Genomic DNA, 25,422 nt, shown 5'->3' on the forward strand with positions numbered 1-25,422 from the left:
CGGTGCGTCGAAGGGACTGTCATGCCCATGTCCAAAGTCATGGCCGGAACCGCCTCTGTTCGAGAAGTGAAACGTGGGGAGGAGGTGCGGGAGGAAGCTCCGCTGCGGCGGGTGTGGTGGGCGGCGTGGCCGGTGACGGCCGTGTTCGTGCTCTCGAACGCGGCAACGCCCCTGTACGGACTGTGGCAGCGGGACATCGGCTTCTCGAAGGGGACGCTGACCGTGGTGTTCGCGTTCTACATCCTCGGGCTCGTCGGCTCCCTGCTGGTGTCCGGCGTGGTCTCCGACCGGATCGGACGCAAGCCCGTCCTGCTGCCCGCGCTCGGCCTGGCGCTCGCCGCCTGCCTGATCTTCGCGACCGCCACCACCGTGACCGCGCTGATCGTGGCCCGGCTGCTGACCGGGATCGCCGTCGGCGCCGTCGTCTCGGCCGGAATGGCCGCGGTGACCGACGTGGCGGGCCCGGCGCGCCAGCGGACCGCCGCACTGCTGGCCTCCTGCGCGATGGTGTTCGGCGCGGGACTCGGCCCGTTCCTGGCCGGAGCGCTCTCCGAGACGCTGCCCGCGCCGACCGCCACCGTCTTCGCCGTCGAGGCGGTCCTGCTGGGCAGCGCGGTCCTCGCCGTCCTGCGGCTGCCGCTGCGCCGGCCGGAAGCGACCGCGGGCGGACCGTGGGTACGGGTGCCGGGCGTGCCGCGCGGTGCGGGGCGTCAACTGGTCCAGGGGATCGCGGTGTTCGCGCCCGGTATCACCGCCACCTCCTTCGTGCTCTCGCTCGGCCCCTCGCTCCTGTCGGACCTGCTCGGCACGACCAGCCGGACGGTCGCGGGGGCGATGGCCTTCGCGATGTTCCTCACCGCGACCGGGGTGCAGTTCGCCGTCCAGCGGCTGGACCGGCGCACGATCCTGCGGGCCGGGGCGACGGCCACCGCCGCCGCCATGCTGGCTCTGGTGCTCGCCGTGCAGACCGCGTCGGTCGTGGTGCTCGTCGCCGCCGCGCTGCTCGCGGGGGCGGGCCAGGGGATGGGCCAGCTCGGCGGCCTCTCCCTGCTCAACTCCAGCGTCCCGACGCGCCGCCTCGCCGAGGCCAACGCGGCGCTCAACGTAGGCGGATACGTTCTGGCGGGCCTGCTGCCGGTGTCGGCCGGCTTCCTCAGCGACGCGGTGGGGCTCGCCGGGGGAGCGACGGTGTTCGGCGTCGTCCTCGCGGGCCTGGCGATCGGCGGGGGAACGGTGGTGGCCCTGACGGACCGGCGGCGGCCCGTTGGGAGCGGCGTTCTCAGGACGTCGCCCTCCGCGCCGCCCGAGTCGTGAAGGTCAGGGCCAGCATCACGGCCGTCGCCGTGAGCAGTACGGCCGGGGACATTCCGGCCGGGGCTCCGTCCGGGGTGCGCAGGACGCCCATGTAGTCCAGCGGGGCGATTCCGTTCACCGTGGCGAACCAGAGCGGCAGGTAGGCCACCTGGAACAGGCGCGGGGAGCGGCTCACCGTGCCCAGGAGCAGGGCGAAGGACGGGATGGCGAGTGCGCCCACGCCCCAGTGCAGCAGGCCGGTCGGATCGGGGGCGATCGCGAGGCGTACGGCGGGGCCGAGGCCGGCGACCGCCGTCAGCAGGACGCCCGCGAACCACTCCGCGGCGACCCTCCGGCGGGCGGAGGGGTACGCGCCGAGCAGGGCATTGACCCCCGACTCGTAACCCTGGGTGCCCAGTCGGGACCAGATCAGCACGGGCCAGATCCACGCCACGGTGAGGAGATGCCGGGCGGCGGACGCGTCGGTCGCCAGGAGCGAGGCGCCGGCCAGTGTCGCGACGCCGGCCCACCACCACCAAGGGAGGCCCTGGACGAGGATGCGGGTCTCGCCGGCGAGGAGGCGGAGGAGGGAGTAGCCGGAATTGCCCCGATGGGCGGATGATTTGGGGGATTTTGGGGGAGTTGGGGAAGTGGGTGCGGGGGGCATGGAGTTGTTGTCCGCGGACAACAAGTCGGGGGATTCCTGGAGTTGTCCGTGTTGTCCGGGCCGAGTGCCTCGCTTGCGTTGTCCGCGCGGAATGCCGCGCGCCGGGTCGAAGCGGGGGAACCACAGGGCGGGGACGACTGCGAGGGCGAGGCCCAGCAGGATCAGGAGCAGGCGCGAGGTGAGGTAGTCGGGGGTCGGCGTGAAGCCGTGCCAGAGGAACGTGGTCAGGGGGCGGTCCGTGAGCGTCAGGCCGAGGCTGAACTCGCCGGCCTGGGCGGTGTCGATGCCCTGGGCCGCCATGTCCTGGGAGAGGGACTGGACGACCGGGTGCACACCGAGTCCGCCCAGCGGCGCGCCCGCCGACTGGCCGCCGATGGCCAGATAGATCCAGAGGAAGAACCACACGATGTTGCCGAAGCCCGCACGGAGCAGGGGAATCGCCTCGAAGAGCAGGGCCGCTCCGGCCGTGAGGATCATCAGAGGGAGTGCGATGAGGAGGAAGGGCTGGAGGAGGGCGACGGGGTCGACGGCGGTGGCTTCGCCGCGTGCGAGCTGCATGAAGAGCGCGGTCAGGACGAGCACGCCCAGCATCGAGGCCAGGACCATGACGCTGCTCAGGAACTTCGCCGCCAGATAGGCGGTGGTGCGCAGCGGCGTGGCCGCGAGCAGACGGCCCACCCCCGTGCTGTGGTCGCGGGAGATGGCGTTGCGTACGACGTAGAAACCGCCCAGCGACAGCCAGATCGACCCCGCCAGCGCCACCACCATGCCGATGTACGCGCTGTTGTACTCGCCCCGGTAGTCGCCGACCTGCATCACCACCCACCCGGCCTCCTTGCCCGGCGTCGCCAGGTGGCCGAGCCCGACGGCCGCCGCCAGGATCACCAGGTACACCGGCCGGCGCACCCGGTCCCAGAAGTCGGCGCAGGCCATGCGCAGGAGGGCGCTCATCGCATGCCTCCCGCGACGGTCGTGGTGGCCGGGGCGGCCGGGGCGGCCGGGTCCGGGGTTCGGGGAGTGTTGACGATCGACAAGTAGGCGTCCTCCAGGTCCGGTTCGGCGGGCTGGGCCGTCGCGAAGGGGGGCGCAGAGTCGGACAGCAGGCGGACGCGCACGCCGCCGTTCGTGCGGATCGTACGGGTGACCAGGTGGTGGTGCTGGAGCGCCGGTACGTCGGAGGGGGCGACCAGCACCTCCCAGGCCCGGCCGCGTACGTCGGCGAGCAACTCCTCCGGTGAGCCGCGGCGCAGCAGGCGGCCCCCGGCGACGACGGCGATGTCGGAGGCGACCGACTCCACGTCCGAGACGATGTGCGTGGAGAGCATCACCGCCCGGGTGGCGGACAAGTCGCTGAGCAGATTGCGGAAGCGCACGCGCTCCTCCGGGTCGAGGCCCGCGGTGGGCTCGTCCACGATGATCACGGAGGGGGCGGCGAGCAGCGCCTGCGCGATGCCGACCCGGCGGACCATTCCCCCGGAGTACGCGCCGAGCGGACGCTTCACCGCCTCGGTGAGGTTGACCAGTTCGAGGAGTTCGTCGATACGGGCCCGGGCCGAGCGCGCCGACAGGCCCTTGGCGGCGGCCAGGTAGGAGAGGAACTGCCGGGAGGTGAGGTTGGGGTAGACGCCGAAGTCCTGCGGGAGGTAGCCGAGTTCGCGGCGCAGCACGTCCGGCTTGGCCACCGCGTCTTCGCCCCGGAAGAGCACCCGGCCCTCGGTGGGGCGGGTCACGGTGGAGGCGATGCGCATCAGGGAGGACTTCCCGGCGCCGTTGGGGCCGAGGAGACCGAGCAGACCCGGTTCCATGCGCAGGGTCATCCGGTCGACGGCGCGCTTTCCGCCCCGGTAGACCTTGGTGATGTCGAGGAGGTCCAGTGCGGGGGGTGCGTCGGTGTGCGTCGGAGTGGTCATGGTGGTCGTCACTCCCCTCGGGTCTCGGAGTTACGGGGCTGGGGTGCGGCCGTGTCCTTCGGCGGCTTCGGTGGTTTCGGCGAGCCCTTGAGGTCCGTCGGCTTTCCGTTCCGCAGCACCTTCAGCCCCTTGGGCACCTCCACCCGGAACCGCACGTCGCAGTTGGCGAAACCCTCGCACTGCGCGACCAGATCCAGGGCGTCGCCCTTCAACTCCCAACTGCTCTCCGGGTCCGAGCCCCAGCCGGTGTCGAACCAGCGCGTCACCTGGACGTCCTTGCGGTCGGTGGCGACCAGGTCGGTGGGACTGCCGTGCGACGTGACGTTCAGGGAGTCGCCCGCGACGGCGAACGTCTTCACCTCGGGCTCCGCCTCCTTGGCGGTGGCACAGCCGGTCAGCGCGAGCGCTGCGGCCGCGACCGCCAAGGAGGCCACGGTACGGGCGAGGGGGCGAGCGGGCATGGGCTTCTCCAAGCGGGGCGGGATGCGATCCGGCGGGGCGACTGCCTGCCGACGGATCGAGAATCGCCGAACGCCCCTGCGGCCACATCTGCCATTCGGCAGAGATCGGCCGAGCAGTCGCCGGCCCCGTACCGCAGCCCCTACCTCGCTGCCTCCACCCTCTGCAGCAACGGCAGCGTTCCGCTCACCCGCCAGCCGTCCTCGTGCGGGCCCACCGTCAACTCCCCGCCCAGAGAAGCGAACCGGGCCGCCAGGCCGGACAGCCCCGTGCCCCCGCCCTGCCGCTCCCCGAGGCTCCCCCGGTCGCCGCCGCCGCTGTCGATGACCGCCACCCGCAGCAGCGACTCCTCGCGGCGCACGGTGACCCGTACCGCAGCCGCTCCCGACGCATGACGGCGTACGTTCGTCAGCGCCTCCAGGACCAGCGCGTACGCCGTCTCGTCGGTGTCCCGGTGCAGGGCGTCCACCAACTCCTCCTCCAGGTCGAGCGAGGTGGACACGGCGGCGGACGACCCGAAGCGCTCGACGAGGCCCGGCAGTCCGCCGAGCCCGTGCAGACGTTCCGGCAGGGCGGGCGGCACCGGCGCGCGAGGGTCCCGGGCAAGGGACTCAGCCTTGCGCAGGGCCGCCAGCGTCTCGTCCATCTGGTCCAGCGCGCGCAGCCCCGACTCCTCCAGGCGGGCCAGCAACTCCCCGTACTCCTCCGGGTCGTACGGCGTGGCGCGGGCCGCCTGCACCTCCATCACGATGCCGGTCAGTTCGTGGGCGACGTAATCGTGCAGCATCCGAGCCATGTGCAGCCGTTGCTCCCTGCGGGCGTCCAGCAGGGTGCGGCGGGTGCGCAGGTCGCCCAGGCGCAGCCGCAGCCCGAGGGCGAGCGCGCACAGCACCGGCAGCAGCGCGAGCACCACCATCATCACCGAGGCGCTGGCCTCCACCGCCGGGTTGCGCACGGTGTACCGCAGCGGCAGCAGCAGGGTCGCCAGCGCGGCCACGGCGGCGGGCACCCCGCGCCCGGCCCCACTGCGCACCAGCCGCCCCGTCAGCACCAGCAGCGCCGTGAACTCCACCGGCAGCCAGAGGAGATTGAGGCCCTGCGCCCCCGAGTGGACGACGTCCGTCCCCAGCGAGAGCCCGAGCGCCACCCAGCCCGCAGCCAGCGCCGAGACCCGCCCCACCGGCCACGGCACCAGCACCGCCAGCACCGTGACCACCGCCGAAGCCGCGACCAGCACCGTCTCCGGCGTCCCGAACGGGACGGGCAGGCCGAGCAGTACGACGACCACCCCGCACAGGAACATCCGTATCCGCGTCATCGGCCGCTCTCCCCCGTACGAGTCCTCATGCCGGCCAGCCTAAAGAGCCGGTCGGCCCGGAAAGCCGGTCGCCCCCTCGGCATACTCACCCTGTGATCACTGAAGACCCCCACCTCTGGCTCGAAGACGTCGAAGGCCCCGAAGCGCTCGCCTGGGTGCGCGAGCGCACCGCCGAGGCCGAGCAGGCACTCGGCACGCCCGGCCGCACCGCCCTGGCGAAGGAGCTCCGCGAGGTCCTGGACGACGCCCGGCGCATCCCCTACGTCACCCGCCGCGGCCCCCACCTCTACAACTTCCGCCGCGACGCCGATCACGTGCGCGGCATCTGGCGGCGCACCACCCTCGACTCGTACCGCACCGACGAACCCGACTGGGAGACCCTCCTCGACATCGACGCCCTAGCCGAGGCGGAGGGCACCGACTGGGTCTGGGCGGGGGCGCCCGTGCGCCGCCCCGACTTCCGGCGCGCCCTGGTCCGGCTCTCCCCGTCCGGCTCGGACGCCGTGGTCGTGCGCGAATTCGACCTGGAGACGAAGGAGTTCGTGCCGGACGGCTTCCGGGTGCCGGAGGGCAAGACCCGGATCGGCTGGATCGACGACGACACCGTCTACCTCGGCGCGGACCTCGGCCCCGACACCCTCACCGCCTCCGGCTACCCGCGCACCGTACGCCGCTGGCGGCGCGGCACGCCCCTGGAGGCCGCCGAGCCGGTGCACGAGGTCGGTGCCGACGACCTCTCGGTGTCCGCCTGGCACGACCCGACCGAGGGGTACGCCCGCGACTTCCTGCACGTCCAGCGGGACTTCTGGAACTCCGACTCCCACGTGCTGGGCCAGGACGGGCAGTGGGTGCGCATCGACGTGCCGGGCGACGCCTCCTCGCACGTGCACCGCGAGTGGCTGGTGGTCGCCCCGAAGGCGGAGTGGCTGGGGCAGCCCGCCGGTTCACTGCTCGCCTTCGGCTTCGACGCGTTCCTGGCGGGCGGGCGCGAGCCGGTGGTGCTGTTCGCCCCGACGGAGCGGTCCGCGCTCGTCGGGTACTCGTGGACCCGGGACCACCTGATCCTGGAGACGATCACGGACGTGGCGACGAGCGTCGAGGTGCTCGAACCCGTCGCCGGGAACGGGCAGTGGAAGCGGCGGCCCCTCGCCGAAGTCCCGCCGCTGGCCTCCGCCGGCGTGGTCGCCACCGACGCCGAGTCCGACGAGTACTTCCTGGCGACCGACGGCTTCCTCCAGCCGCCGACCCTGCACCGGGGCGACACCACCGGCGGCACCGAGATCCTGAAGCAGGCACCGGCGCTCTTCGACACCGCAGGTCTGGTCGTACGGCAGTTCTTCGCGGTGTCCGACGACGGCACCCGCGTCCCGTACTTCGTCACCGGACCCGACCACGACGACCCCGCCCCCACTCTCCTGCACGGATACGGCGGTTTCGAGCACACCCTCCTCCCCGGCTACAGCGCCCTGCACGGCCGCGGCTGGCTCGCACGCGGCGGCCGGTACGTCCTCGCGGGCATCCGGGGCGGCGGCGAGTACGGCCCCGACTGGCACAAGGCGGCCCTGAAGGCCGACCGGCCGCGCGCCTTCGAGGACTTCGCCGCCGTGGCCCGCGACCTCGTCGCACGCGGCCTGACCACCCCGGAGCAACTCGCCGTCGACGGCCGCAGCAACGGCGGGCTGCTCACCGGGGCGATGCTCGCCCGCTACCCGGACCTGTTCGGCGCGTGCGTCATCGGCTGGCCGCTGCTCGACATGCTGCGCTTCCACAAGCTCCTCGCGGGCGCGTCCTGGACGGCCGAGTACGGCGACCCGGACGACCCGGCGGACCGGCCGCACCTGGAGGCGATCTCCCCGTACCACGGCTTCCGCGCCGACCGCACGTACCCGCCGGTGCTGCTGCTCACCTCCACCAGCGACGACCGCGTCCACCCGGGCCACGCCCGCAAGGCGGCGGCGCGGCTGCGCGAGCAGGGGCACGAGGTGCACTTCCACGAGACCTCGGGCGGCGGGCACGCGGGCGCGAACGACAACGCGCAGGTCGCCGACGTGTACGCGCTGAAGTACACGTTCCTGTGGCGGACGCTCGCAGGAGAGGGGTAGACCGGGGCACGGGCCGGGGGACGCTCCTACCCCCGGCCCGCCCGCCCACTCCATGACGTCGATCATGGGAAAGAAGCGCAGGTCGGCCTAGTGTGACCCGCCGTGACGACACCCCCCACGAAGCGCAAGAAGCCCCTCCTCCTCACCGCCGCTGCCGCCCTCACCGCCGCCGTGTTCGCCACCGGCGCCCTCTGGCCGGACACCTCCGCCCCCGCCGGGGACACCACCCAGCAGCGCGCCGTCGCCGCCGAACTGAAGCACTGGCCCGCGCCCGAGGCGAAGAGGCTCGGCAAGCTCATCGCCGCCCAGGAGCACAAGGGCGCCTACGCGGTCTTCGACGCCGACAACACCACGTACCAGAACGACCTCGAGGAATCCCTCCTCCCCTTCCTGGAGATGAAGGGCGTCCTCACCCGCGACACCATGGACCCCTCCCTGAAGATCGTCCCCTTCAAGGACACGGCCGGCCACAAGGAGACCCTCGCCGAGTACTACGCCCGGCTCTGCGAGATCGACGACCAGGTCTCCTACCCGTGGGCCGCCCAGATCTTCTCCGGCTTCACGCTGAAGCAGCTCAAGGGGTACGTCGACGAACTCCTCGCGTACGAAGGACCGTTGCCCGGCGGCGTCAAGCCCCCGAAGTTCTCGCCCGGCATGCAGGAGCTGTACCGCAGCCTCAGCAAGCACGGCATCACGGTGTACGTCGTCAGCGCCGCCCACGAGGACCTCGTCCGCATGGTCCTCGCCGACCCGAAGCACGGCTACGCGGTCAAGCCCGAGAACGTCCTCGGCGTCTCGACCCTCCTCAAGGACCGCCGCACCGGCCAGATCACCAGCTCCCGGAAGGAGATCGCCGCCGGACGCTTCGACCAGAACAGGATCAACTCCTACGAGCTGACGCCGACCCTGTGGGCCCCCGCCACCTGGTACGAGGGCAAGCCCGCCGCGATCAGCACCTACATCGACCCCTGGCGGGGGCCCGTCCTGGCCGCCGGGGACACCCCCAAGAGCGACGGCCCCATGCTGCTGCGCTCGACCGACGTGGCCAAGGGCGGCCTGCGCGTGTGGGTCAACCGCAAGGACACGTACATGAAGGAGCTGAACGGCATGAAGGCCGCAGGCGTGAAGCGGCAGAAGGAACTCGGCCAGCGGCCCACCGCCGACCGGAACTGGCTGACGGTCACCCCGCAGCAGATCGGTTGAGCCACAACCACGCTGTGCGGACGGCGACTTGACTACCCTGCACGGATGACCGTCGAGCTGACCCTCCTGCCGCACGTCGCCTGCCGGGGCGAGGAGGTCACCGCGCCCCGGCTGCGTGACCTGCTCGCCCTGCTCGCGAGCGACCTGCACGCCGGCTGCGGCACCGAACGACTCGTCCGAGGGCTCTGGCGGGAAGGGAAGCTGCCCGAGCGGCCGGCCAAGGCCGTGCAGGTGCTCGTGTCCCGGGCCAGGACGAAGTGGGGAGCCGACCTCCTGGTCAGCACCCCCACCGGCTACCGGCTCGCCCTCGCCGAGGAGCAGATCGACAGCTCCGCGCTCCTGCTGTACGCCGTCGAGTGCGCCCGGCAGGTCCGGGCCGGTGACCACCCGGCCGCACTGGCCGCCGCCGAGGCCGGGCTCGCGCTGTGGGAGGGCGGTCCCCGGACCGGTTCCGGCGACCCGGTGTCCGCCCTGCGCGCCGCCCGCGCCCCCGTCCGGGAGGTGCTCGTACGGGACCGGGCGCTGGCCCTCGCCCGGCTCGGGCGGCACGCGGAGGCGGCCGGAGCCCTCGCGGAACTGGCGGGCCGCAGACCCCGCGACGAGGAGGTGCTCGCCGCGATCCTGCGCGGGGAGGCCGCCACGGCGGGCCCCTCCGCCGCGCTGGCCCGGTACGAGACGTACCGCCGCACCCTGCGCGACACGCTGGGCACCGAGCCGGGTGCCCAACTCCGACACGTACAGCGGGAGTTGCTGCACGACGAACCCCCGGTGGTCCGGCACGGCGTGCCGCACGAGCCGAATCCCCTGCTGGGACGCGACGCGGACCTGGCAGCCGTGCGGGACCTGCTGCGGGACTCCCGGTGCGTCACCGTCGTCGGACCCGGCGGGCTCGGCAAGACCCGGCTCGCGCACGCGGCGAGCCGCGCCGCCGTGCAGCCCGTGGTGCACTTCGTCCCGCTCGCCGCCGTCACCGCCGACGCGGACGTGCCCGGGCAGGTGGCCTCCGCACTCGGCGCGGGCGACACCCGCCAGCGGCAGGGCCCCACGGACCCCCTCTCCGGCATCCTCGCCACCCTCGGCCCCGGCCCCGCACTGCTCGTGCTCGACAACTGCGAACAGGTCGTCGCAGGGGTGGCCGACCTCGTGCACGCCCTGGTCTCCGCCTCGCGCGAGCTGCGGGTGCTCGCCACCGGACGGGCACCGCTCGGCCTCACCTCCGAGGCCGTCTACGCGCTGCCCGCACTGGGACTCGACACGGCCGTCGAACTGTTCGGGCAGCGTGCGCGGGCGGCCAGGCCGGGCGTCGCACTGCCGCCGGACCAGGTCACCGGGCTGTGCCGCCGCCTCGACGGACTGCCGCTCGCCGTGGAACTGGCCGCCGCCCGGGTCAGGGCACTGTCCGTACAGGAGATCGCGCAACGCCTGAACGACCGGTTCGCCCTGCTGCGGGGCGGCGCGAGGGACACCCCCGAACGGCACCGCACCCTGCACGCCGTCGTCGAGTGGAGCTGGAACCTGCTGGGCGAGGAGGAACGGGCCGCGATGCGGACGCTGTCCGTGTTCCCCGGCGGGTTCACGGGCGAGGCGGCCGGGCGGGCGCTCGACGTGGACCCGCTGCGGCTGCTGGAGCAGTTGGCGGGCCAGTCGCTGCTCACCGCCGCCGACACGCCCGGCGGGGTGCGGTTCACGATGCTGGAGACGGTACGGGAGTTCAGTGCGGCCCGACGTGCGGAGGCGGGCGGCGACGAGGAGGCCGTCGGCCGGTTCCTCGGGTGGGCGCGGGAGTTCGGGGTGGCGCACCACGACGTGCTCTTCGGGTCGGACGTCCGGGCCTCCTGGGACCTGATCCGGGCCGAGCAGGACAACCTCGTGGCGGCGCTGCGGCACGCGCTCGCCCGCGAGGACGGGCCCGCCGTCGCCGCGCTCACCGCCGTGCTCGCCGCGCTGTGGTCGACCGACGCCAACTATCCCCGGCTGGCCGCCCTCGCCGCCGAGACCGGCCCGCCGCTGTCGCACTACCGGCCGGAGCCGGAGTACGTCGAGGTGGCGAGGGCCGCCGCCGTCCTGTGCACGGTGGGCCTGTTCATGGGCTTCGGCCCCCATCTCGTACGCCATCTGGTGACGCTGCGCAGGCTGCCGCCCGCACCGCCGGACAGCCTGCTGCGGGCCGTCGCGGTCGTGCTCGGCGCCGTACCCGAAACACGTCCGCCCGGTCACGAGGTGCTGCACGCCCTGTGCGCCGACCCGAATCCGCTGGTCGCGGGGATCGCCGAGTGCGTTGCCACGTACGTCTGGGAGTACGCCAACGACACGGGCCGGGCGCTCGCCTCGGCGCGCCGGGCGATCGACGCGCTGGCCGGGGTCGACAACCCTTCGCTGCGGCTCATGTGCCACTCCCGGCACAGCGAGCTGTGCCTCCAGGCGGGCGACGGGGAGACCGCGTACGCGCACCTGCGGGCGGCACTGGCGGAGCTGTCGCGGCTCGGCAACGAGGACGACTACATCGGCATCCAGCAGGGACTGGCGCTGGCCTGCCTCCAGCGCGGCGACTGGAACGAGGCCGCGCACTGGCTGGGGCGGGCGGAGGGCGGCCGGGCCCGGGACTCCTTCTACAGCCCCGACACGGGCGTACGCGCCGAGATCGCACTGGCCGAGAGGCGGACCGAGGAGGGGCTGCGACTGTGGCGCAGGGCGGTGGAGCGGCTGGCGGAGACGGGGGCGGGGGCGCGGACGGCGGAGCTCACCGGGTCGCGGACGGGGGAGCTCACGGAGTCGCGGACGGGGGAGCTCACGGGGGCGAATCCGAGGCCTGACCCGGGGGCCGGATCGCTGTACGTCGGCGGAGCGCACTGGGCCGACCCGTGGGCGCTCCAGATCCAGGCGGCCGCCGTGGCGGCGCACGCCCATGCGGGCCGTTCCGGTGAAGTCGCCGTTCCCGCGGCCCGGTTGGGGGAACGGCTGCGGTTACTGCTCGACGATCCGTCCCGCTCGCCGCTGGAGCTGCGGTCCTGCGGGACGGTGCTGCACGCGCTCGGCCTCGCGGCCCTCGCGACGGGCGACGCCCCGGCCGCCACCGCCGTACGCATGATCGTCCTCGCCGAACGGCTGGGCGTACTGCGCGAGTTCCAGCCGACGATGTCGGCGGAGCGCGCCCGGCACGCGGCCGAGGACGCCGACCGGGCGGCGTACGCCGATGCGGTGTCGGAGTACGCCGCCCTGGGGCGCGACGCGCTGCGGGAGGCGGCCCGGGAGCTGTCGGCCTACTTCGGCTCGCGCCGGAAGAGTGACGTCGACCAGAAGTAGCCCAGCACTGCCAGCCCCACGCACCAGGCGACCGCGAGCCACCCGCTGTTGCCGATCCCGCTCCCGAGCAGCAGCCCGCGCAGGGTCTCGATGGCGGGAGTGAACGGCTGGTACTCGGCGATCGGCCGGAACCAGCCCGGCATCGTCTCCACCGGGACGAACGCGCTGGAGATGAGCGGAAGGATCATCAGCGGCAGCGCGTTGTTGCTGGCCGCCTCCGGGTTCGGGCTGGCCATGCCCATGCCCACCGCGATCCAGGTGAACGCCGTCGCGACCAGCACGAGCAGCCCGAACGCCGCCAGCCACTCCAGCGCGGACGCGTCCGTGGACCGGAACCCGATGGCCACGGCGACGGCCCCGACCACGAGCACGCTGACCACCGACTGGATCACGCTGCCGATGACGTGCCCGATCAGCACCGACCCGCGATGGATCGCCATGGTCCGGAACCGGGCGATGATGCCCTCGGTCATGTCCATGGAGACGGCCACGGCGGTACCGGCGGGGGTCGACCCGATGGTCATGAGCAGGATGCCCGGCACGAGGTAGGCGATGTAGTCGGAGCGGTCGGCGCCGACCCCGCCGATGCCCGTGCTCAGTACGTCGCCCAGGACGTACACGAAGAGCAGCATCAGCACGATCGGCGTGAGCAGGACGTTCAGGGTGAGGGACGGGTAGCGGCGCGCGTGCAGGAGGTTGCGGCGCAGCATGGTGGAGGAGTCGCGTACGGCGAGGGAGAGGGTGCTCATCGCACAACCTCCTTGGCACGAGCCGGAGTTGGGGTACGGTCCGGGCCTGCGGTCAGGGCGAAGAACACGTCGTCCAGGTCGGGCGTGTGCACGCTCAGCCCGTCCGCCTCGACACCGGCCGCGTCCAGCCGGTCCAGCAGCGAACGCAGCTCGCGCTGGCCCCCGTCGTACGGAATCCGCAGCGCCTGCCCCGCCTCGTCCAGGCCCGCTTCGGGCAGCGCGCGAGCGGCCGACCGGAAGGCGTCGGGACCGGCGAACCGCACCCGTACGTGTCCGCCGGGCACGAGCCGCTTCAGCTCCTCCGCGCTCCCTTCGGCGGCGATCCGCCCGTCGCTCAACACGGCGATCCGGTCGGCCAGTTGATCGGCCTCCTCCAGGTACTGGGTGGTGAGGAACACGGTCACGCCGCCCGCGACCAGTTCCCGGACGATCTCCCAGGTGCGGTGGCGGGAGCGCGGGTCGAGACCGGTGGTCGGCTCGTCCAGGAAGATGATCCGGGGGTCGCCGACCAGCGTCATGGCGAGGTCGAGCCGGCGCTTCATGCCGCCGGAATAGCCGACGGCGGGCCGCTTCGCCGCCTCCACCAGGTCGAAGCGCTCCAGGAGTTCGGCGGTGACCCGCCGGCCCTCGGCGCGCGGGAGGTGGTGCAGGTCGGCCATCAGGAGCATGTTCTCCTCGCCGGTGATCAGCCCGTCGACGGCGGAGAACTGCCCGGTGACGCCGATCGCGGCCCGTACCGCCTGCGGGTCGGCGGCCGCGTCGTGGCCGCCGACCCGCAGGGTGTCGGCCTCGCCGCCGATCAGGGTGGAGAGGATCTTCACGACGGTGGTCTTGCCCGCGCCGTTCGGGCCGAGCAGCGCGAAGACGCTGCCGGTGGGCACGGTCAGGTCGATGCCGTCGAGGACGAGGTGGTTCCCGTACGACTTGCGCAGGCCCCGGGCCAGGACGGCGGGGGTGGCGGTGGGATCCGTCATGGATTTCGCCATGGGTTTCGTCGCGTGTTTCGTCATGCCGCAGAGCGTGCGGCAGGGCGCATTCAGCCTGGTTTCAGCGCGGCTTCAACGCCCTGAAACCCGGCTGAAAGAAGGCTTCTCCGCAGCTCAGAGCTTCGCCAGCTCCTCCGCGATCAGCCGCAGCCTGGCAGGCGGGAACAGTGCCCCCGCCATCGCGGCGACGTCGATCAGCGGTGTCGCCCCGACCACCTGGAGCAGCTCGGAGTCGGCGACGCCCGGCAGATGCCTGCGCAATACCTCCACGGCGAACGGGTCCGAGATCAGGACCTGGATCGGGGTGCGCAGCGAGAGGCGGCCCTCCGGGTAGTCCTCGGCGCGCGGCAGCGGCTCCGCCGCCCGCTGTGCCTGCGCCCGCTGGGCCCGGACCAGCAGGTGGGCCTCCGTCACCGGCCCCTCCTCGGGCAGCCCGAGGCGTTCGTACTGGCTGGGCGGTGCGTCGTTCGCCCGCATCAGCTCGACCAGCAGCGCGGCCATGCGGAGTTCGGCCGCGTCGTCGACCAGTGGGGAGAGCTGTTGGGGGTCGGTCTCCAGGTCGAAGAGGAGCGTGCCGTGGTGGTACGGGTTGATGAGGCTGCGGCCCGGTACGCGCAGGGTGCGGACGTTCTTGGTGAACGGGAAGGGCTCGGCCAGCTCCAGGTCGGCGAGTTCGGCGGGGGTGAAGCGTCCCCGCATGTGCGTGGGCATCAACGTGTGCTCGTACAAAGGGGAATTGGACGGATCGACGGGCGCGCGCATGTAGACGTACCGGCCGTCGGTGACGTTGACGTGTCCGCCGTGGATGCCGAACAGGCCCGCCTCGCGCACCGGTTGGTCCTGGGCGACCGGCAGCGGGCTGCCCTGCATGTCGGCGGGGCGCTCGACCCCGAAGAACTCCAGGAGGGTCGGGGCCAGGTCGACGGTCTGTACGAGGGCCTCGCGCCGTGCTCCCGAGACCGCCGTACGCGGGTCCCAGGCGAACAGCGGCAGGTGCACGAGCTCGTTGAACCACGGCTGGACGCTCTTGCCCCACCAGCCCTTCTCGCCCAGCAGCAGTCCGTGATCGGTGTTGACGACGAGCAGGGTGTCCTCCCACAGCCCCAGTTCGTCCATGGTGTCCAGGACACGGCCCAGCGACCGGTCGCACATGGAGAGCAGCGCCGCGTACTCCATCCGCCCGTGGTGGACCTGCTCGTCGGTCTCCACGACCCGCTTGTAGTCGGGCCAGTCGAAGTGCGGGCCCTCGTAGTCGTGCGGGTAGAGGTCCTTGTACTGCTGGGGGCTGAAGAAGGGTTCGTGCGGGTCGAAGGTCTCGATCTGCACGAACCACCGGTCGGCCTCCTTGTTCGCCGTGATGAATTCGAGCCCGGCGTCGAAGGTGAGGGTCTGCGGGTGCCGGTCCTCGGTCGCCGTGTGCTGCCGGTTGATCCAGTCCTGCCGGTAACCGGACCCGAACCGCACCTTCTTGAGGTCCTCGGGCATCGGCGGGTCGGCGACCTGTCCCTTCCAGGGGTCGCCCTCCTGGCCCCGGAAGAACTCCCAGGTGTGGTACCGGCCGTGGTAGGTCGCGCCGCCGTCCTCCCAGTAGTGCGGGTGGTCGCTGACCAGGTGGGTGTAGACGCCGTGCTGCCCCAGGAGCTCGGGCATGGAGTCGTCGAACGGCTCCAGCGGACCCCAGCTGCGGTGCAGGAAGTTGTGCCGCCCGGTGTGCAGCTCGCGGCGGGCCGGCATGCAGGGCATGGAGCCCGCGTACGCGTTGTCGAAGGTGACGGCGCGCTCGGCGAGCCGGGCGAAGTTGGGGGCGTGGGTCCAGTCGCCGCCGTACGGGGGCAGCATGTGCCGGTTGAGGCTGTCGAACATCACCATGATGGCCTTCATGCCGGGATGCTCCTTTCCTGGGGGGAGGTGTCAGGCGGTGGGCAGGACGCGGGTGCGTCCGGCCGCGCCCAGCCAGGCGGCGGACGGCTTGGCCGTACGGGCGAAGGTCTCGCGGTCGACGGCGATCAGGCCGAAGGTGGGTGTGTAGCGGCCCCACTCGTAGTTGTCGAGCGCGCTCCAGTGGTAGTAGCCGCGTACGTCGATGCCGTCGTCCATGGCCGCGGTGAGGGCCTGGAGCGCGCCTGCGGTGTAGTGGACGCGCCGGGTGTCGTCGGCGGTGGCGAGACCGTTCTCGGTGACGATCAGCGGGACGCCGGGTGCGACGGCCGCACTGTGCCGCAGGGCGTGCCCCACAGCCTCCGGGTAGAACTCCCAGCCGGTGAGGGTCCGTTCGGCGTCCTCCGGTACGGGAAGCGGGCCGTCCGGACCGATGAGGGTGCGGGTGTACGACTGGACGCCGAGCCAGTCGTCGCCGCGCGCCGCCTCCAGGAAGACGTCCACGCGCGGACGCCGGTACGCCTCCGCGACCTCCTCGGCCCCGGGCACCGGCTGGCACACCAGACCGGCCACGGACCAGCCTGTACTCACGTGCGGGGCAAGGGACTTTACCGTCTCGACGGCGCGGGCGTGCGCCCGTATCAGAGCGTCCGAAGTGGCCGCGTCCGGTGCCGGAAGCCCACTGCCCGCCATCGGCTGCCCGGAGATCACGGACTGGTACGCGGTGGCCATGCAGGCGACCATGTTGGGCTCGTTGATCGTGCAGACGTGTGCGACGCCGGTGGAGAAGACGGGCGCGGCGGCCGTGACGTACCGGGCGAAGAGTTCCTCCGACCCGGCGGCGGCCCAGCCGCCGCGCTCCAGGAACCAGCGGGGGACGGTGAAGTGATGCAGCGTCACCATGGGGCGCAGGCCGCGTGCGAGCGCGCCCTCGACCATGCGCCGGTAGTGGGCGATCGCGGCGTTCGAGAACTCGCCGGGGGCGGGCTCGATGCGCGCCCATTCGATGCTGAACCGGTAGTCGGTGAAGCCGAGTCCGGCCAGCAGGTCCATGTCCTCGGGCCAGCGGTGGAAGCTGTCGCAGGCGTCACCGCTGGGCTCCTTGACGTACGGGTTCTCCCGGTGCTCGAAGAGCCACCAGTCGCTGTTGGTGTTGTTGCCCTCGGTCTGGTGGGCGGAGGTGGAGGTGCCCCAGAGGAAGTCGTCGGGCAGGCGGCGTGCGGGTGTCATGAGAGGACTCTTTTCGAGAGGGGGGAGAGGTCAGGCGTTGGGGGAGGCCAGCGCGTCCCTGCGCCGGTCGTCCAGTTCCCGCTGCACGCGGGCCGTGTCGACGGCGTACGTACGGTGGAGCAGCGTCAGGAAGAGGCCGTTGACCAGCATCAGGACGACCAGGACCCACAGGAAGACCACCTGGAGGCCGAGGATGTCGGCGAGGAAACCGGCCCCGAGGCTGAAGCCCGCCCAGGCGACGGCCTCGGCGATCGAGCCGTACAGCACGAAGGCCGCGCCGCGCAGTTCCGGGGGAGTGATGGCCATGACCATCGGCCGGTTGACGCTCGGGTTGATGCCCTGCGTCGCACCGAGCACGGCGAACAGGATGCCGTACACGAGGATGCTGTCGTACGAGAACTGGGTGCTGAAGAAGGCGACGAGGGCGAAGGCGAACTGGGCGCCCTGGAGGACGAGGACCGGACCGTGGCGCGGGCTGCGCCGGGTGGTCCGGTCCAGGGCGGCACCGCCCAGGAGGGTGCCCAGGAAGTAGCCGACGCCGAAGGGCAGCAGGACGAGCGACGCCTTCTGGGTGCTGAAGCCGTGCACGTCCACCAGGAAGACCACGCCGTACGTGATCACCAGGAGGTGCCCGGACAGCAGCCGCGAGACCAGGAGGATGTTCAGGCTGCGGATCCGCAGCAGCGAGAACGCCTTCGCCCAGGTGAGCTTCGAGTGGGCCTCGCGGGTGCTGCGGTCGAGGTCGGCGAGCTGCTGCTCGGCGGCGCCCCGGCCCGGGTCGCGGAACCACAGCAGCAGGGCGAATCCGAGCAGGACGTTGAACGCGCCGATGCCCCACAGACCCCAGCGCCAGCCCTCGTCGAGGCCCGCGAGCTGCCCCTTGAGCGGCCCGATCACAGCGCCGACCAGCGACACCGTCCCGTACAGGACGCCGACGGCGCGGCCCCGGGACGAGGTGGAGAAGAGGTCGCCGAGGATCTCGGTGATGATCGGGGCGGCGGCCGCGTAGCCCGCCGCCAGGACGGTGTAGAAGACGAGGAGCTGGGTGAAGTTCTGCGAGAAGCCGGCGGCTATGCCCCAGACGCCCCACAGCCCGGTGGCCACCACGAGCACGCTCTTGCGCGAGTGGCGCTGTGCCGCCCAGACCCAGAGGGGCGCGGTGAAGACTCCCACGATCTTGCTGGCCGCGGTGAGGATGCCCAGGGCGCCGAGTGAGATGCCCAGGGACTGCCTGATCAGCGGGAACAGGCTGCTGACCAGGCTGGCTTCGGTGCTGTCGACGAGCATGGTGCCGCCGAGCAGGGTGAGTTGGCGGTAGCGGCCCTTGACGTGTACGCCGTTCGCGGGGGCATCCGTGGCAGCGGATTCCGTCGCGGGGGCATCCGTCGGGGGATGCCCGGAGCTCTTGCTGAGCTCGGTCATGGTGCCGTCTCGATTCTGTGCGTCAGTCGTTCCGGTCGATTCCGTGCGTCAGGCGGGCCAGGACGCCCTCCAGCCAGGCGACCCAGTGGTCCGTCGCCCCGGTGCCCAGCACGTGGAGCGAGTCGTGGACCATCCGGTCGACGTCCCGGTCGAGGCCCGGCAGCGGGTCCTCGTAGTGCAGGGAGCGGTCCCGGTCGCGGTTCTTGGCGATCTGGGCGCGGCGGTGGGCGAGTTCGGTCCGCAGGAGAGCGATCGCCACGTCCCTGTCGAGGGGCGCGGCCACACTGAGGCGGGCGGTGAAGTCGAGGTCGTGGGGGCGGTTCGACGGCTCGTACGGCGAACGCACCCACGCCAGCAGGACGTCGCGCCCGGCCGGGGTGAGCCGGTAGACCTTCGCGTCCGGGCGGCCCTCGCGCGAGTCGACCTCGTGGCGCACCCAGCCCTCGGTCTCCATCTGCGCGAGCTTCCGGTAGATCTGGCTGTGGTGGGCCTTCGCCCAGACGAACTGTCCGTCGGACTCCAGCCATTTGCGCAGGTCGTAGCCGCTGTAGGGGCGACGGGCCAACAGGCCGAGGAGGACGTGCTCGAACTTCACGCGGATGACCTCTCTTGGTGACCTCCCGGTCACCTATGTGTGTTCTCACCTATGTGCGAATTCATATACTCGCCGCATGGAGACGTCAATGGACTGCTGCGCATCGAAATCCCGGAACGCCCCTGCGGTGAAGCTCCCCGAACCCGCCGCGACCCCTCCCGCACACGACCAAGTGCGCCTGGAATCGCGCGGGTTCGCGATGGGCGACGCCTTCGACGAGGGGTATCCGGCGGACGGTGAAGGACCCGTGCACACGGTGCGCCTCGCGCCGTACGCCATCGACGTCACGACCGTCACGGTCGCGATGTTCGGCAGGTTCGTGGAGGAGAGCGGATACGTCACCGTCGCCGAGCGGGAGGGCAGCTCGGCGGTCTTCCACCTCGCCGTCGCCGCCTCCCGGGCGGACGTCGTCGCGGTCGACCCGGCGGTCCCGTGGTGGCTGGACGTACGGGGAGCGGACTGGTGCCACCCGCACGGCCCGCTGTCCGACGCCGAACCCGACCACCCCGTCGTGCACGTGGCCTGGGACGACGCCGTCGCGTACTGCGCGTGGGCGGGCCGCCGGCTGCCGACCGAGGCCCAGTGGGAGCATGCCGCCCGCGGCGGCCTCGCCGGACGGCGCTTCGCCTGGGGCGACGAGCTGAACCCCGGAGGGCGGTGGCTGTGCAACATCTGGCAGGGCCGCTTCCCGTACGAGAACACCGGCGCCGACGGCCATCTCGCGACCGCGCCCGTGCGGGCTTACCCGCCCAACGGGTTCGGGCTGTACGAGGTCGCGGGCAATGTCTGGGAGTGGTGCGCCGACTGGTTCGCCCCGGACTACTACGAGCGGTCGCCCGCGGCAGATCCGCAGGGGCCGGAGACGGGCGAGCGACGGGTGATGCGCGGCGGGTCCTACCTCTGCCACCACTCGTACTGCCATCGCTACCGGGTGGCGGCGCGCTCGGCCAACACTCCGGCTTCCAGCAGCGGGAACTGCGGATTCAGGACGGTCGCGCTGTAAGGAGCGTGGCTGTGGCAGTGGCTTTGACAGTCAGCGGGTCAGCGGGTCAGCGGGTCAGCGTCCGCCAGACGCGCCGGACATGGTCCGCCATGTCGATGGACGGGTCGCTCAGCCACTGGAGCATGATGCCGTCGGACGCCGCGACCAGCGCCGACGCGGTGAAGTCCGGGTCGAGATCGGACCGTACCCGGCCCTCGCGCGCCTCGGCCGCCAGGTGCTCGACGATCGTGGCCCGCAGCAGCGCGTACCGCTCCTTGAAGTGGGCGTGCGCCGGGTGCGCCGGGTCCGTCGACGCGGCGACGAGCGTGACGTACAGCTTGGCCCGCGCCGTGTTCCCGGCGTTCGCGGTCAGCGCCAGGGCCAGGAACTCGCCCGGGTCGCGCACGGCGTCCGGTGCGTGGAAGCGCGCCTCCGCCGCCCGGTCGCTGGCCCGGAGCACCTCGGTCAGGAGGTGGTCCTTGGACGAGAAGTAGTGCATCAGGCCGGTGAGGCTGATCCCGCTCTCCTTGGCGACCGTACGCAGGGTGGTGTTGCGTTCGCCCTCGCGGCCGAAGACCTCCAGGGTCGTGCGGAGGATCTCCTCGCGCTTGGCCACGCCCTTGGCGTACGAACTCTTCGCTGTCACGGTGCTCAGCCTATGCGGCGGGTCGAATCCGTCCCTGCCTGACCCTTGCCCGTGAAAACAGTACGCCGTACTGTTTCTCGACATCCGCCCCCGCCCTACCTCATGCCGCCAAGGAGCGCACCGTGACCGACCCGCAGCAGCCCCCGGCATCCCCGCTCACCCTCGAAGAAAAGGCCGCCCTGCTCACCGGCGCCGGCTGGTGGACCACCGCCGACCTCCCGGGTGCCGGAATCCCCGGCATCCGGCTCTCCGACGGCCCCCACGGTCTGCGCCTCCAGAACGAGGACCGCGCCGACCACCTCGGCATCATCGGCAGCGCCCCCGCCACCTGCTTCCCGCCCGCCGTCACCCTCGCCGGAAGCTGGGACGCCGACCTCGCCGAACGCGTCGGCCGCGCCCTCGGCCGCGAGTCCCTCGCCCAGGGCGTACAGGTCCTCCTCGGCCCCGGCGTCAACATCAAGCGCAGCCCCCTGTGCGGCCGCAACTTCGAGTACTTCTCCGAGGACCCCCTCCTCGCCGGCGTGCTCGGCACCGCCTGGGTCAACGGCCTCCAGTCCCAGGGCGTCGGCGCCTCCCTCAAGCACTTCGCCGCGAACAACCAGGAGGGCGGGCGCATGTCGGTCAGCGCCGACATCGACGCCCGCACCCTCCGCGAGATCTACCTGCCCGCCTTCCGCAGGGTGGTGACCGAGGCGAAGCCGTGGACCGTCATGTGCGCCTACAACCGCCTCAACGGCGTCCATTCCTCCGAGAACCCCTGGCTGCTGACCGACCTGCTGCGCGGCGAATGGGGATACGAGGGCGTCGTCGTCTCCGACTGGGGCGCCGTCGTGGACCGGGTCCGCGCCCTGGCCGCCGGCCTCGACCTGGAGATGCCCTCCTCCTCGGGGTTCGGGCCCGCCCGGGTGGTCGCCGCCGTGCACGACGGCGAACTCGACGAGAAGGTCCTCGACACGAGCGTGGCCCGCGTTGCCGTACTCGCCCGCCGGGCGGCCCAACACGCCCGCCCCGAAGCCGACTTCGACCCGGACGCCCACCACGCGCTCGCCCGCGAGGTCGCCGTACGCGGAGCCGTACTCCTCAAGAACGAGGGCGCGTTGCTCCCCCTCGACCCGCACACCGACGCCCGCATCGCGGTCGTCGGCGAGTTCGCCCGCACCCCCCGCTACCAGGGCGCGGGCAGCTCCCGCGTCACTCCCACCCGCCTGGACGACGCGCTCACCGCCCTCACCGCCCTCACCGCCGCCGCCCCGGGCGCCCGGATCGACTTCGCCCCCGGCTTCCCCGTGGACGACCCGGACGGGGACGTCGCCGCACTGCGCGAGGAAGCGGTGCGGGCCGCGCGGGCGGCGGACGTCGTCCTGCTCTTCCTGGGCCTGCCGCCCAGCGCCGAGTCCGAGGGCTACGACCGCGAGCACCTCGAACTCCCCCTGGAACAGACCGAGTTGCTTTCCGCCGTGACCGCCGTCAACCCGAACGTCGCGGTGATCCTCTCCAACGGCGGCGTCGTCCGCCTCTCCGGATGGATCGACGCCGTACCCGCCGTCCTGGAGGGCTGGCTGCTCGGCCAGGCGGGCGGCACCGCGACCGCCGACCTGCTCCTCGGGCACGCGAACCCCTCGGGCCGCCTCGCCGAGACCGTCCCGCTGCGCCTCGCCGACACCCCCGCCCACCTCGACTGGCCGGGGGAGCGCGGCCACTCCCGTTACGGCGAGGGCCTGTTCGTCGGCTACCGGCACTACGACACCCGCGAGTGGGAGGTCTCCTACCCCTTCGGCCACGGCCTGTCGTACACCACCTTCGCCCACACCGACCTGCGGGTTGTCCAGGACGCCGACGGGCTCGACGTCGCCGTCACGGTCACCAACACAGGGGAGCGCGCCGGACACGAGGTCGTGCAGGTGTACGTTGCGGCTCCCGGATCCCAAGTACGCCGCCCGATGCGGGAGTTGAAGGCGTTCGCGGCCGTTCCGCTCGCCCCCGGCGAGTCCCGGGAGGTGGCACTCCGTATCGCCCGCGCGGACCTGGCGTACTTCGACGCGGTCGCCGACGCCTGGCTGGTGGAGGGGCTGGAGTACCGCGTCGAGGTCGGGGCTTCCAGCCGTGACATCCGGCTGACCGCCACCGTCGCAGTCGCGGGCGACCCGTACGCGGACCTGCTGGACGCCGACTCGACCGTCGGCGAGTGGCGGGCGCATCCGGTGGGCGGACCGGCCGTCGAAAGGCTGCTGGAGCGCGTACGGAAGACCATGGGCGACGCGTACCCGCAGGAAGGCAGCTCCCGGTACCGGATGATCGCCGACATGAGGCTCAGCCAGCTCGCCAAACTCCCCATCGTGCCGCTGGACTTCAGCGACGTGGAGGAACTGCTCGCGGCGGTGCGTGCGGGGAGCTGACCCCGTCCGCGGGGCGGCCCTTGTCGGGGGAGGGGCCCGGTGCGAAGATCCCGTCATGCGTGTTGCCGCAGCTCAACTCCGTTGCCCCTGGCTCGATCCCGCCGCCGGAACGGCGAAGGTGGTGGAGTACCTGGAGAAGGCGGCGGCCGACGACGTCGGACTGGTGGCGTTCCCCGAGACGTTCCTGTCGGGCTACCCGTTCTGGCTCGACCAGACCGACGCGTCGCGCTTCGACGACCCCGAGCAGAAGCGGGCCTACGCCGCCTACCTCGACGCCGCCGTCGAGCTGACCGGACCGCAGCTCGCCCGGATCACCGAAGCCGTCCGCGACCTGGGCGTGTTCACCTACCTCGGCATCACCGAACGCGTCCACGGCACCGTCTACTGCACCCTCCTCGCCGTCTCCCCGCACGCGGGCGTCGTCAGTGCGCACCGCAAGCTCATGCCCACGTACGAGGAACGCCTGGTGTGGGGGACCGGCGACGGCCACGGGCTGCGCGTCCACCAGGTCGGTGACGTGCGGGTGGGCGGGCTCAACTGCTGGGAGAACTGGATGCCGCTCGCCCGGCACGCCCTCTACGCCCAGGGCGAGGACCTGCACGTCTCGGTCTGGCCGGGGTCCACCCGCAACACCACCAACATCACGCGCTTCATCGCCCAGGAGGGCCGGGTCTACTCCCTCGCCGCCGGAGCGCTCTTCTCGTACGCGGACATCCCCGCCGGCTTTCCCTTCAGGGAGCGCCTCGTGGACCGGGTCTCGCAGTGCGACGGCGGCTCTGCGGTCGCTGGCCCGGACGGGGAGTGGGTCGTGGCCCCGGTGTCGGGGAAGGAGATGCTGGTCACGGCGGACATCGACCCCGCCGTGGTGCGGGCCGAGCGACAGAATTTCGACCCGGTGGGCCACTACGCGCGGGGCGATGTCTTCGACGTACGGGTGGACAGGCGGCGGCTGGCTCCGGCGAGGTTCACCGACTGACGGGGCGGGTCGGACGTACTCAGTGGCTCACGGCGTGGGACCGCCGACGCCTGTTCTCGGCGAGGCCGTTCACCACGGCGACCACGACGGCCGTGCCGATCAGGCTGCCGACGGCGATCATGCCCACTCCGATCACGAAGAGGCCGCTGGCGTCGTCCGACCAGTCGTAGAAGGCGGCGACCGTCAGACCGGCGGCGACGCCCAGGACCGGGCCGACCAGCAGGCGCTTGTACGCGGCCCAGCACACCGGCAGCAGCAGGGTCAGCACCAGGCCGATCACCTGCCACGGTTCGTACGGTCCGGTGGTCCCGCCGTCCGGTTGTACGTCGCGTACCTGGTCCCAGCCGAGCCATGCGGCCCAGAGCGCGACGGCCGCGACGGCGAGGGCGAGGCCCGTGTACAGCTCGGGGAGGGGCTTGAGGGGGCGGGAGTGTGCGGGGTGCGGGTGCATGGTGTCAGGGTTCCCGTTCGGCGCAGGGGAAGCATCGGTACGGATACTCATTCCGGTCCGAGTACGCGTGTTCCGGTCCGAGTACGCGTGCCCCCGCACCGTGGGCCGTACGTCCGTGCGAGTATCCCGGCATGAATGATCTTCAGCTCCGGCTCGCCGCCGAAACCGACCTCGTCGATCTCGTCCGTCTGCGCGACGACGCGGCCCGCTGGATGCTCGCCCAGGGGGGGCACGGGACAGTGGAAGCCGGGCGAGCTGGACGGCGACCACTTCCGCAGGATCATGAAGAACGGCGAGGTCTGGGTGGCGGAGGACGCCGAACGCGTCGTCGGCGCCTGGGAGTTGTGGTGGCAGGACGAGGACGCCTGGGGGCCGCAGCCGCCGAACGCCGGATACGTGCACCGGCTGATGGTCGATCACGGCAGGGTCGCGCCCGGTACGGGCCGGGAGCTGCTGCGTGCGGCGGAGCGCCGGGTGGCGGAGACGGGCCGTGAGTGGGTACGGCTGGACTGCCTGGCCGGGAACGGGCGGCTGACGGCGTTCTACGTCGGCGCCGGGTACCGGATCGTCGGCACCAAGGCGGGCAAGCCGCAGCCGGGCGGGGCGCCGAAGTCGTTCACGCTGCTGGAGAAGGCCGTTCGGGCGGAGGACGCGGAGGACCCGTCGCGGTGATGCTCGCGACGGGTCCTCGGATCCTCGGGACTTCTGACTGAGGTCAGCCCTTGCGGGCTTCGACCTCGGCGGTGAGCTGGGGGACGACCTCGAAGAGGTCGCCGACCACGCCGTAGTCGACGAGCTCGAAGATCGGGGCCTCGGCGTCCTTGTTGATCGCCACGATCGTCTTCGAGGTCTGCAT

18 protein-coding genes and 3 pseudogenes are annotated in these 25,422 nt (G+C 72.2%); 8 read left to right on the forward strand and 13 right to left on the reverse strand.

What is annotated here, in order from left to right:
- Positions 1–66 precede the first annotated feature (66 nt).
- Positions 67–1,314: an MFS transporter gene (locus tag IE269_RS26605; protein ID WP_438817627.1), complete on the forward strand. Its 1,248-nt coding sequence runs from the start codon at positions 67–69 to the stop codon at positions 1,312–1,314.
- Here the strand turns inward: IE269_RS26605 and IE269_RS26610 are convergent.
- From IE269_RS26610 to IE269_RS26625, 4 genes are all read right to left on the reverse strand, one after another.
- Entirely contained in the window at positions 1,280–2,911 is a 1,632-nt protein-coding gene (locus IE269_RS26610) for an ABC transporter permease (RefSeq protein WP_189825667.1), read from the reverse strand. The genes IE269_RS26605 and IE269_RS26610 overlap by 35 nt on opposite strands.
- Positions 2,908–3,870 carry an ATP-binding cassette domain-containing protein gene (locus IE269_RS26615; protein WP_189825668.1) on the reverse strand — a complete coding sequence of 321 codons (963 nt, stop codon included), beginning with the start codon at positions 3,868–3,870 and terminating at the stop codon, positions 2,908–2,910. Before IE269_RS26615 ends, IE269_RS26610 begins: the two co-directional genes overlap by 4 nt.
- Positions 3,871–3,878: 8 nt before the next feature.
- Entirely contained in the window at positions 3,879–4,331 is a 453-nt protein-coding gene (locus IE269_RS26620) for a hypothetical protein (RefSeq protein ID WP_229898243.1), read from the reverse strand.
- Positions 4,332–4,471: 140 nt separating this feature from the next.
- Positions 4,472–5,647, reverse strand: a complete 1,176-nt coding sequence (locus IE269_RS26625; RefSeq protein ID WP_189825669.1) for a sensor histidine kinase — start codon at positions 5,645–5,647, stop codon at positions 4,472–4,474.
- A gap of 68 nt (positions 5,648–5,715) precedes the next feature.
- Here IE269_RS26625 and IE269_RS26630 point away from each other — a divergent pair.
- The 3 genes and pseudogenes from IE269_RS26630 to IE269_RS26640 all read left to right on the forward strand — a co-directional run.
- Positions 5,716–7,749, forward strand: a pseudogene (locus IE269_RS26630) (prolyl oligopeptidase family serine peptidase); the annotation flags it as partial.
- Between the two features lie 102 nt (positions 7,750–7,851).
- The gene (locus tag IE269_RS26635; RefSeq protein ID WP_189825671.1) at positions 7,852–8,952 is read left to right on the forward strand and encodes an HAD family hydrolase; all 1,101 of its coding nucleotides are present in this window, start codon (positions 7,852–7,854) and stop codon (positions 8,950–8,952) included.
- Positions 8,953–8,997: 45 nt separating this feature from the next.
- Entirely contained in the window at positions 8,998–12,255 is a 3,258-nt protein-coding gene (locus IE269_RS26640; RefSeq protein WP_189825672.1) for an ATP-binding protein, read from the forward strand.
- Here the strand turns inward: IE269_RS26640 and IE269_RS26645 are convergent.
- The 6 genes from IE269_RS26645 to IE269_RS26670 all read right to left on the reverse strand — a co-directional run bounded on the left by IE269_RS26645 (position 12,213) and on the right by IE269_RS26670 (position 19,115).
- Entirely contained in the window at positions 12,213–13,004 is a 792-nt protein-coding gene (locus IE269_RS26645; RefSeq protein WP_189825673.1) for an ABC transporter permease, read from the reverse strand. The genes IE269_RS26640 and IE269_RS26645 overlap by 43 nt on opposite strands.
- Positions 13,001–13,978, reverse strand: a complete 978-nt coding sequence (locus IE269_RS26650) for an ATP-binding cassette domain-containing protein (protein WP_189825720.1) — start codon at positions 13,976–13,978, stop codon at positions 13,001–13,003. Before IE269_RS26650 ends, IE269_RS26645 begins: the two co-directional genes overlap by 4 nt.
- 126 nt (positions 13,979–14,104) lie before the next feature.
- Positions 14,105–15,871: a sulfatase gene (locus IE269_RS26655; RefSeq protein WP_189825674.1), complete on the reverse strand. Its 1,767-nt coding sequence runs from the start codon at positions 15,869–15,871 to the stop codon at positions 14,105–14,107.
- Between the two features lie 30 nt (positions 15,872–15,901).
- On the reverse strand, positions 15,902–17,098 hold the full coding sequence (locus IE269_RS26660) for a glycoside hydrolase family 1 protein (RefSeq protein ID WP_189825675.1): 1,197 nt from the start codon (positions 17,096–17,098) through the stop codon (positions 15,902–15,904).
- Between the two features lie 30 nt (positions 17,099–17,128).
- A complete protein-coding gene (locus IE269_RS26665; RefSeq protein ID WP_189825676.1) occupies positions 17,129–18,520 on the reverse strand; it encodes an MFS transporter in 1,392 nt (463 codons plus the stop codon).
- Between the two features lie 22 nt (positions 18,521–18,542).
- Positions 18,543–19,115, reverse strand: coding sequence for a PadR family transcriptional regulator (locus tag IE269_RS26670; RefSeq protein WP_189825677.1), 573 nt, complete (start codon positions 19,113–19,115; stop codon positions 18,543–18,545).
- Positions 19,116–19,191: 76 nt separating this feature from the next.
- Here IE269_RS26670 and IE269_RS26675 point away from each other — a divergent pair, with 76 nt between their 5' ends.
- The gene (locus IE269_RS26675; protein WP_189825678.1) at positions 19,192–20,118 is read left to right on the forward strand and encodes a formylglycine-generating enzyme family protein; all 927 of its coding nucleotides are present in this window, start codon (positions 19,192–19,194) and stop codon (positions 20,116–20,118) included.
- A gap of 46 nt (positions 20,119–20,164) precedes the next feature.
- On the opposite strand, the gene IE269_RS26680 is transcribed toward IE269_RS26675, so the two are convergent.
- The gene (locus IE269_RS26680) at positions 20,165–20,743 is read right to left on the reverse strand and encodes a TetR/AcrR family transcriptional regulator (protein WP_229898245.1); all 579 of its coding nucleotides are present in this window, start codon (positions 20,741–20,743) and stop codon (positions 20,165–20,167) included.
- A gap of 122 nt (positions 20,744–20,865) precedes the next feature.
- Between IE269_RS26680 and IE269_RS26685 the strand changes: the two genes are divergently transcribed.
- Both IE269_RS26685 and IE269_RS26690 read left to right on the forward strand, forming a co-directional pair.
- A complete protein-coding gene (locus tag IE269_RS26685; RefSeq protein ID WP_189825680.1) occupies positions 20,866–23,139 on the forward strand; it encodes a glycoside hydrolase family 3 C-terminal domain-containing protein in 2,274 nt (757 codons plus the stop codon).
- A 55-nt stretch (positions 23,140–23,194) separates the two neighbouring features.
- Positions 23,195–24,115, forward strand: coding sequence for a carbon-nitrogen hydrolase family protein (locus tag IE269_RS26690; RefSeq protein WP_189825681.1), 921 nt, complete (start codon positions 23,195–23,197; stop codon positions 24,113–24,115).
- Positions 24,116–24,134: 19 nt separating this feature from the next.
- Here IE269_RS26690 and IE269_RS26695 read toward each other — a convergent pair whose 3' ends face one another.
- On the reverse strand, positions 24,135–24,566 hold the full coding sequence (locus IE269_RS26695; protein ID WP_189825682.1) for a hypothetical protein: 432 nt from the start codon (positions 24,564–24,566) through the stop codon (positions 24,135–24,137).
- Positions 24,567–24,697: 131 nt separating this feature from the next.
- Between IE269_RS26695 and IE269_RS26700 the strand changes: the two are divergent.
- Positions 24,698–25,238, forward strand: a pseudogene (locus IE269_RS26700) (GNAT family N-acetyltransferase).
- 43 nt (positions 25,239–25,281) lie between these two features.
- Here IE269_RS26700 and IE269_RS26705 read toward each other — a convergent pair.
- Positions 25,282–25,422: pseudogene (locus IE269_RS26705) on the reverse strand (electron transfer flavoprotein subunit alpha/FixB family protein); the annotation flags it as partial.

It is taken from the genome of Streptomyces spiroverticillatus, assembly GCA_014650415.1.
Lineage (GTDB): Bacteria > Actinomycetota > Actinomycetes > Streptomycetales > Streptomycetaceae > Streptomyces > Streptomyces spiroverticillatus.

Coding starts and splice junctions, on each gene's coding strand:
- IE269_RS26610 (WP_189825667.1), bottom strand. CDS start 2,911: ATGAGCGCCCTCCTGCGCATGGCCTGCGCCGACTTCTGGGACCGGGTG.
- IE269_RS26615 (WP_189825668.1), bottom strand. CDS start 3,870: ATGACCACTCCGACGCACACCGACGCACCCCCCGCACTGGACCTCCTC.
- IE269_RS26620 (WP_229898243.1), bottom strand. CDS start 4,331: ATGCCCGCTCGCCCCCTCGCCCGTACCGTGGCCTCCTTGGCGGTCGCG.
- IE269_RS26625 (WP_189825669.1), bottom strand. CDS start 5,647: ATGACGCGGATACGGATGTTCCTGTGCGGGGTGGTCGTCGTACTGCTC.
- IE269_RS26640 (WP_189825672.1), top strand. CDS start 8,998: ATGACCGTCGAGCTGACCCTCCTGCCGCACGTCGCCTGCCGGGGCGAG.
- IE269_RS26645 (WP_189825673.1), bottom strand. CDS start 13,004: ATGAGCACCCTCTCCCTCGCCGTACGCGACTCCTCCACCATGCTGCGC.
- IE269_RS26650 (WP_189825720.1), bottom strand. CDS start 13,978: ATGACGGATCCCACCGCCACCCCCGCCGTCCTGGCCCGGGGCCTGCGC.
- IE269_RS26655 (WP_189825674.1), bottom strand. CDS start 15,871: ATGAAGGCCATCATGGTGATGTTCGACAGCCTCAACCGGCACATGCTG.
- IE269_RS26660 (WP_189825675.1), bottom strand. CDS start 17,098: ATGACACCCGCACGCCGCCTGCCCGACGACTTCCTCTGGGGCACCTCC.
- IE269_RS26665 (WP_189825676.1), bottom strand. CDS start 18,520: ATGACCGAGCTCAGCAAGAGCTCCGGGCATCCCCCGACGGATGCCCCC.
- IE269_RS26675 (WP_189825678.1), top strand. CDS start 19,192: ATGGAGACGTCAATGGACTGCTGCGCATCGAAATCCCGGAACGCCCCT.
- IE269_RS26690 (WP_189825681.1), top strand. CDS start 23,195: ATGCGTGTTGCCGCAGCTCAACTCCGTTGCCCCTGGCTCGATCCCGCC.
- IE269_RS26695 (WP_189825682.1), bottom strand. CDS start 24,566: ATGCACCCGCACCCCGCACACTCCCGCCCCCTCAAGCCCCTCCCCGAG.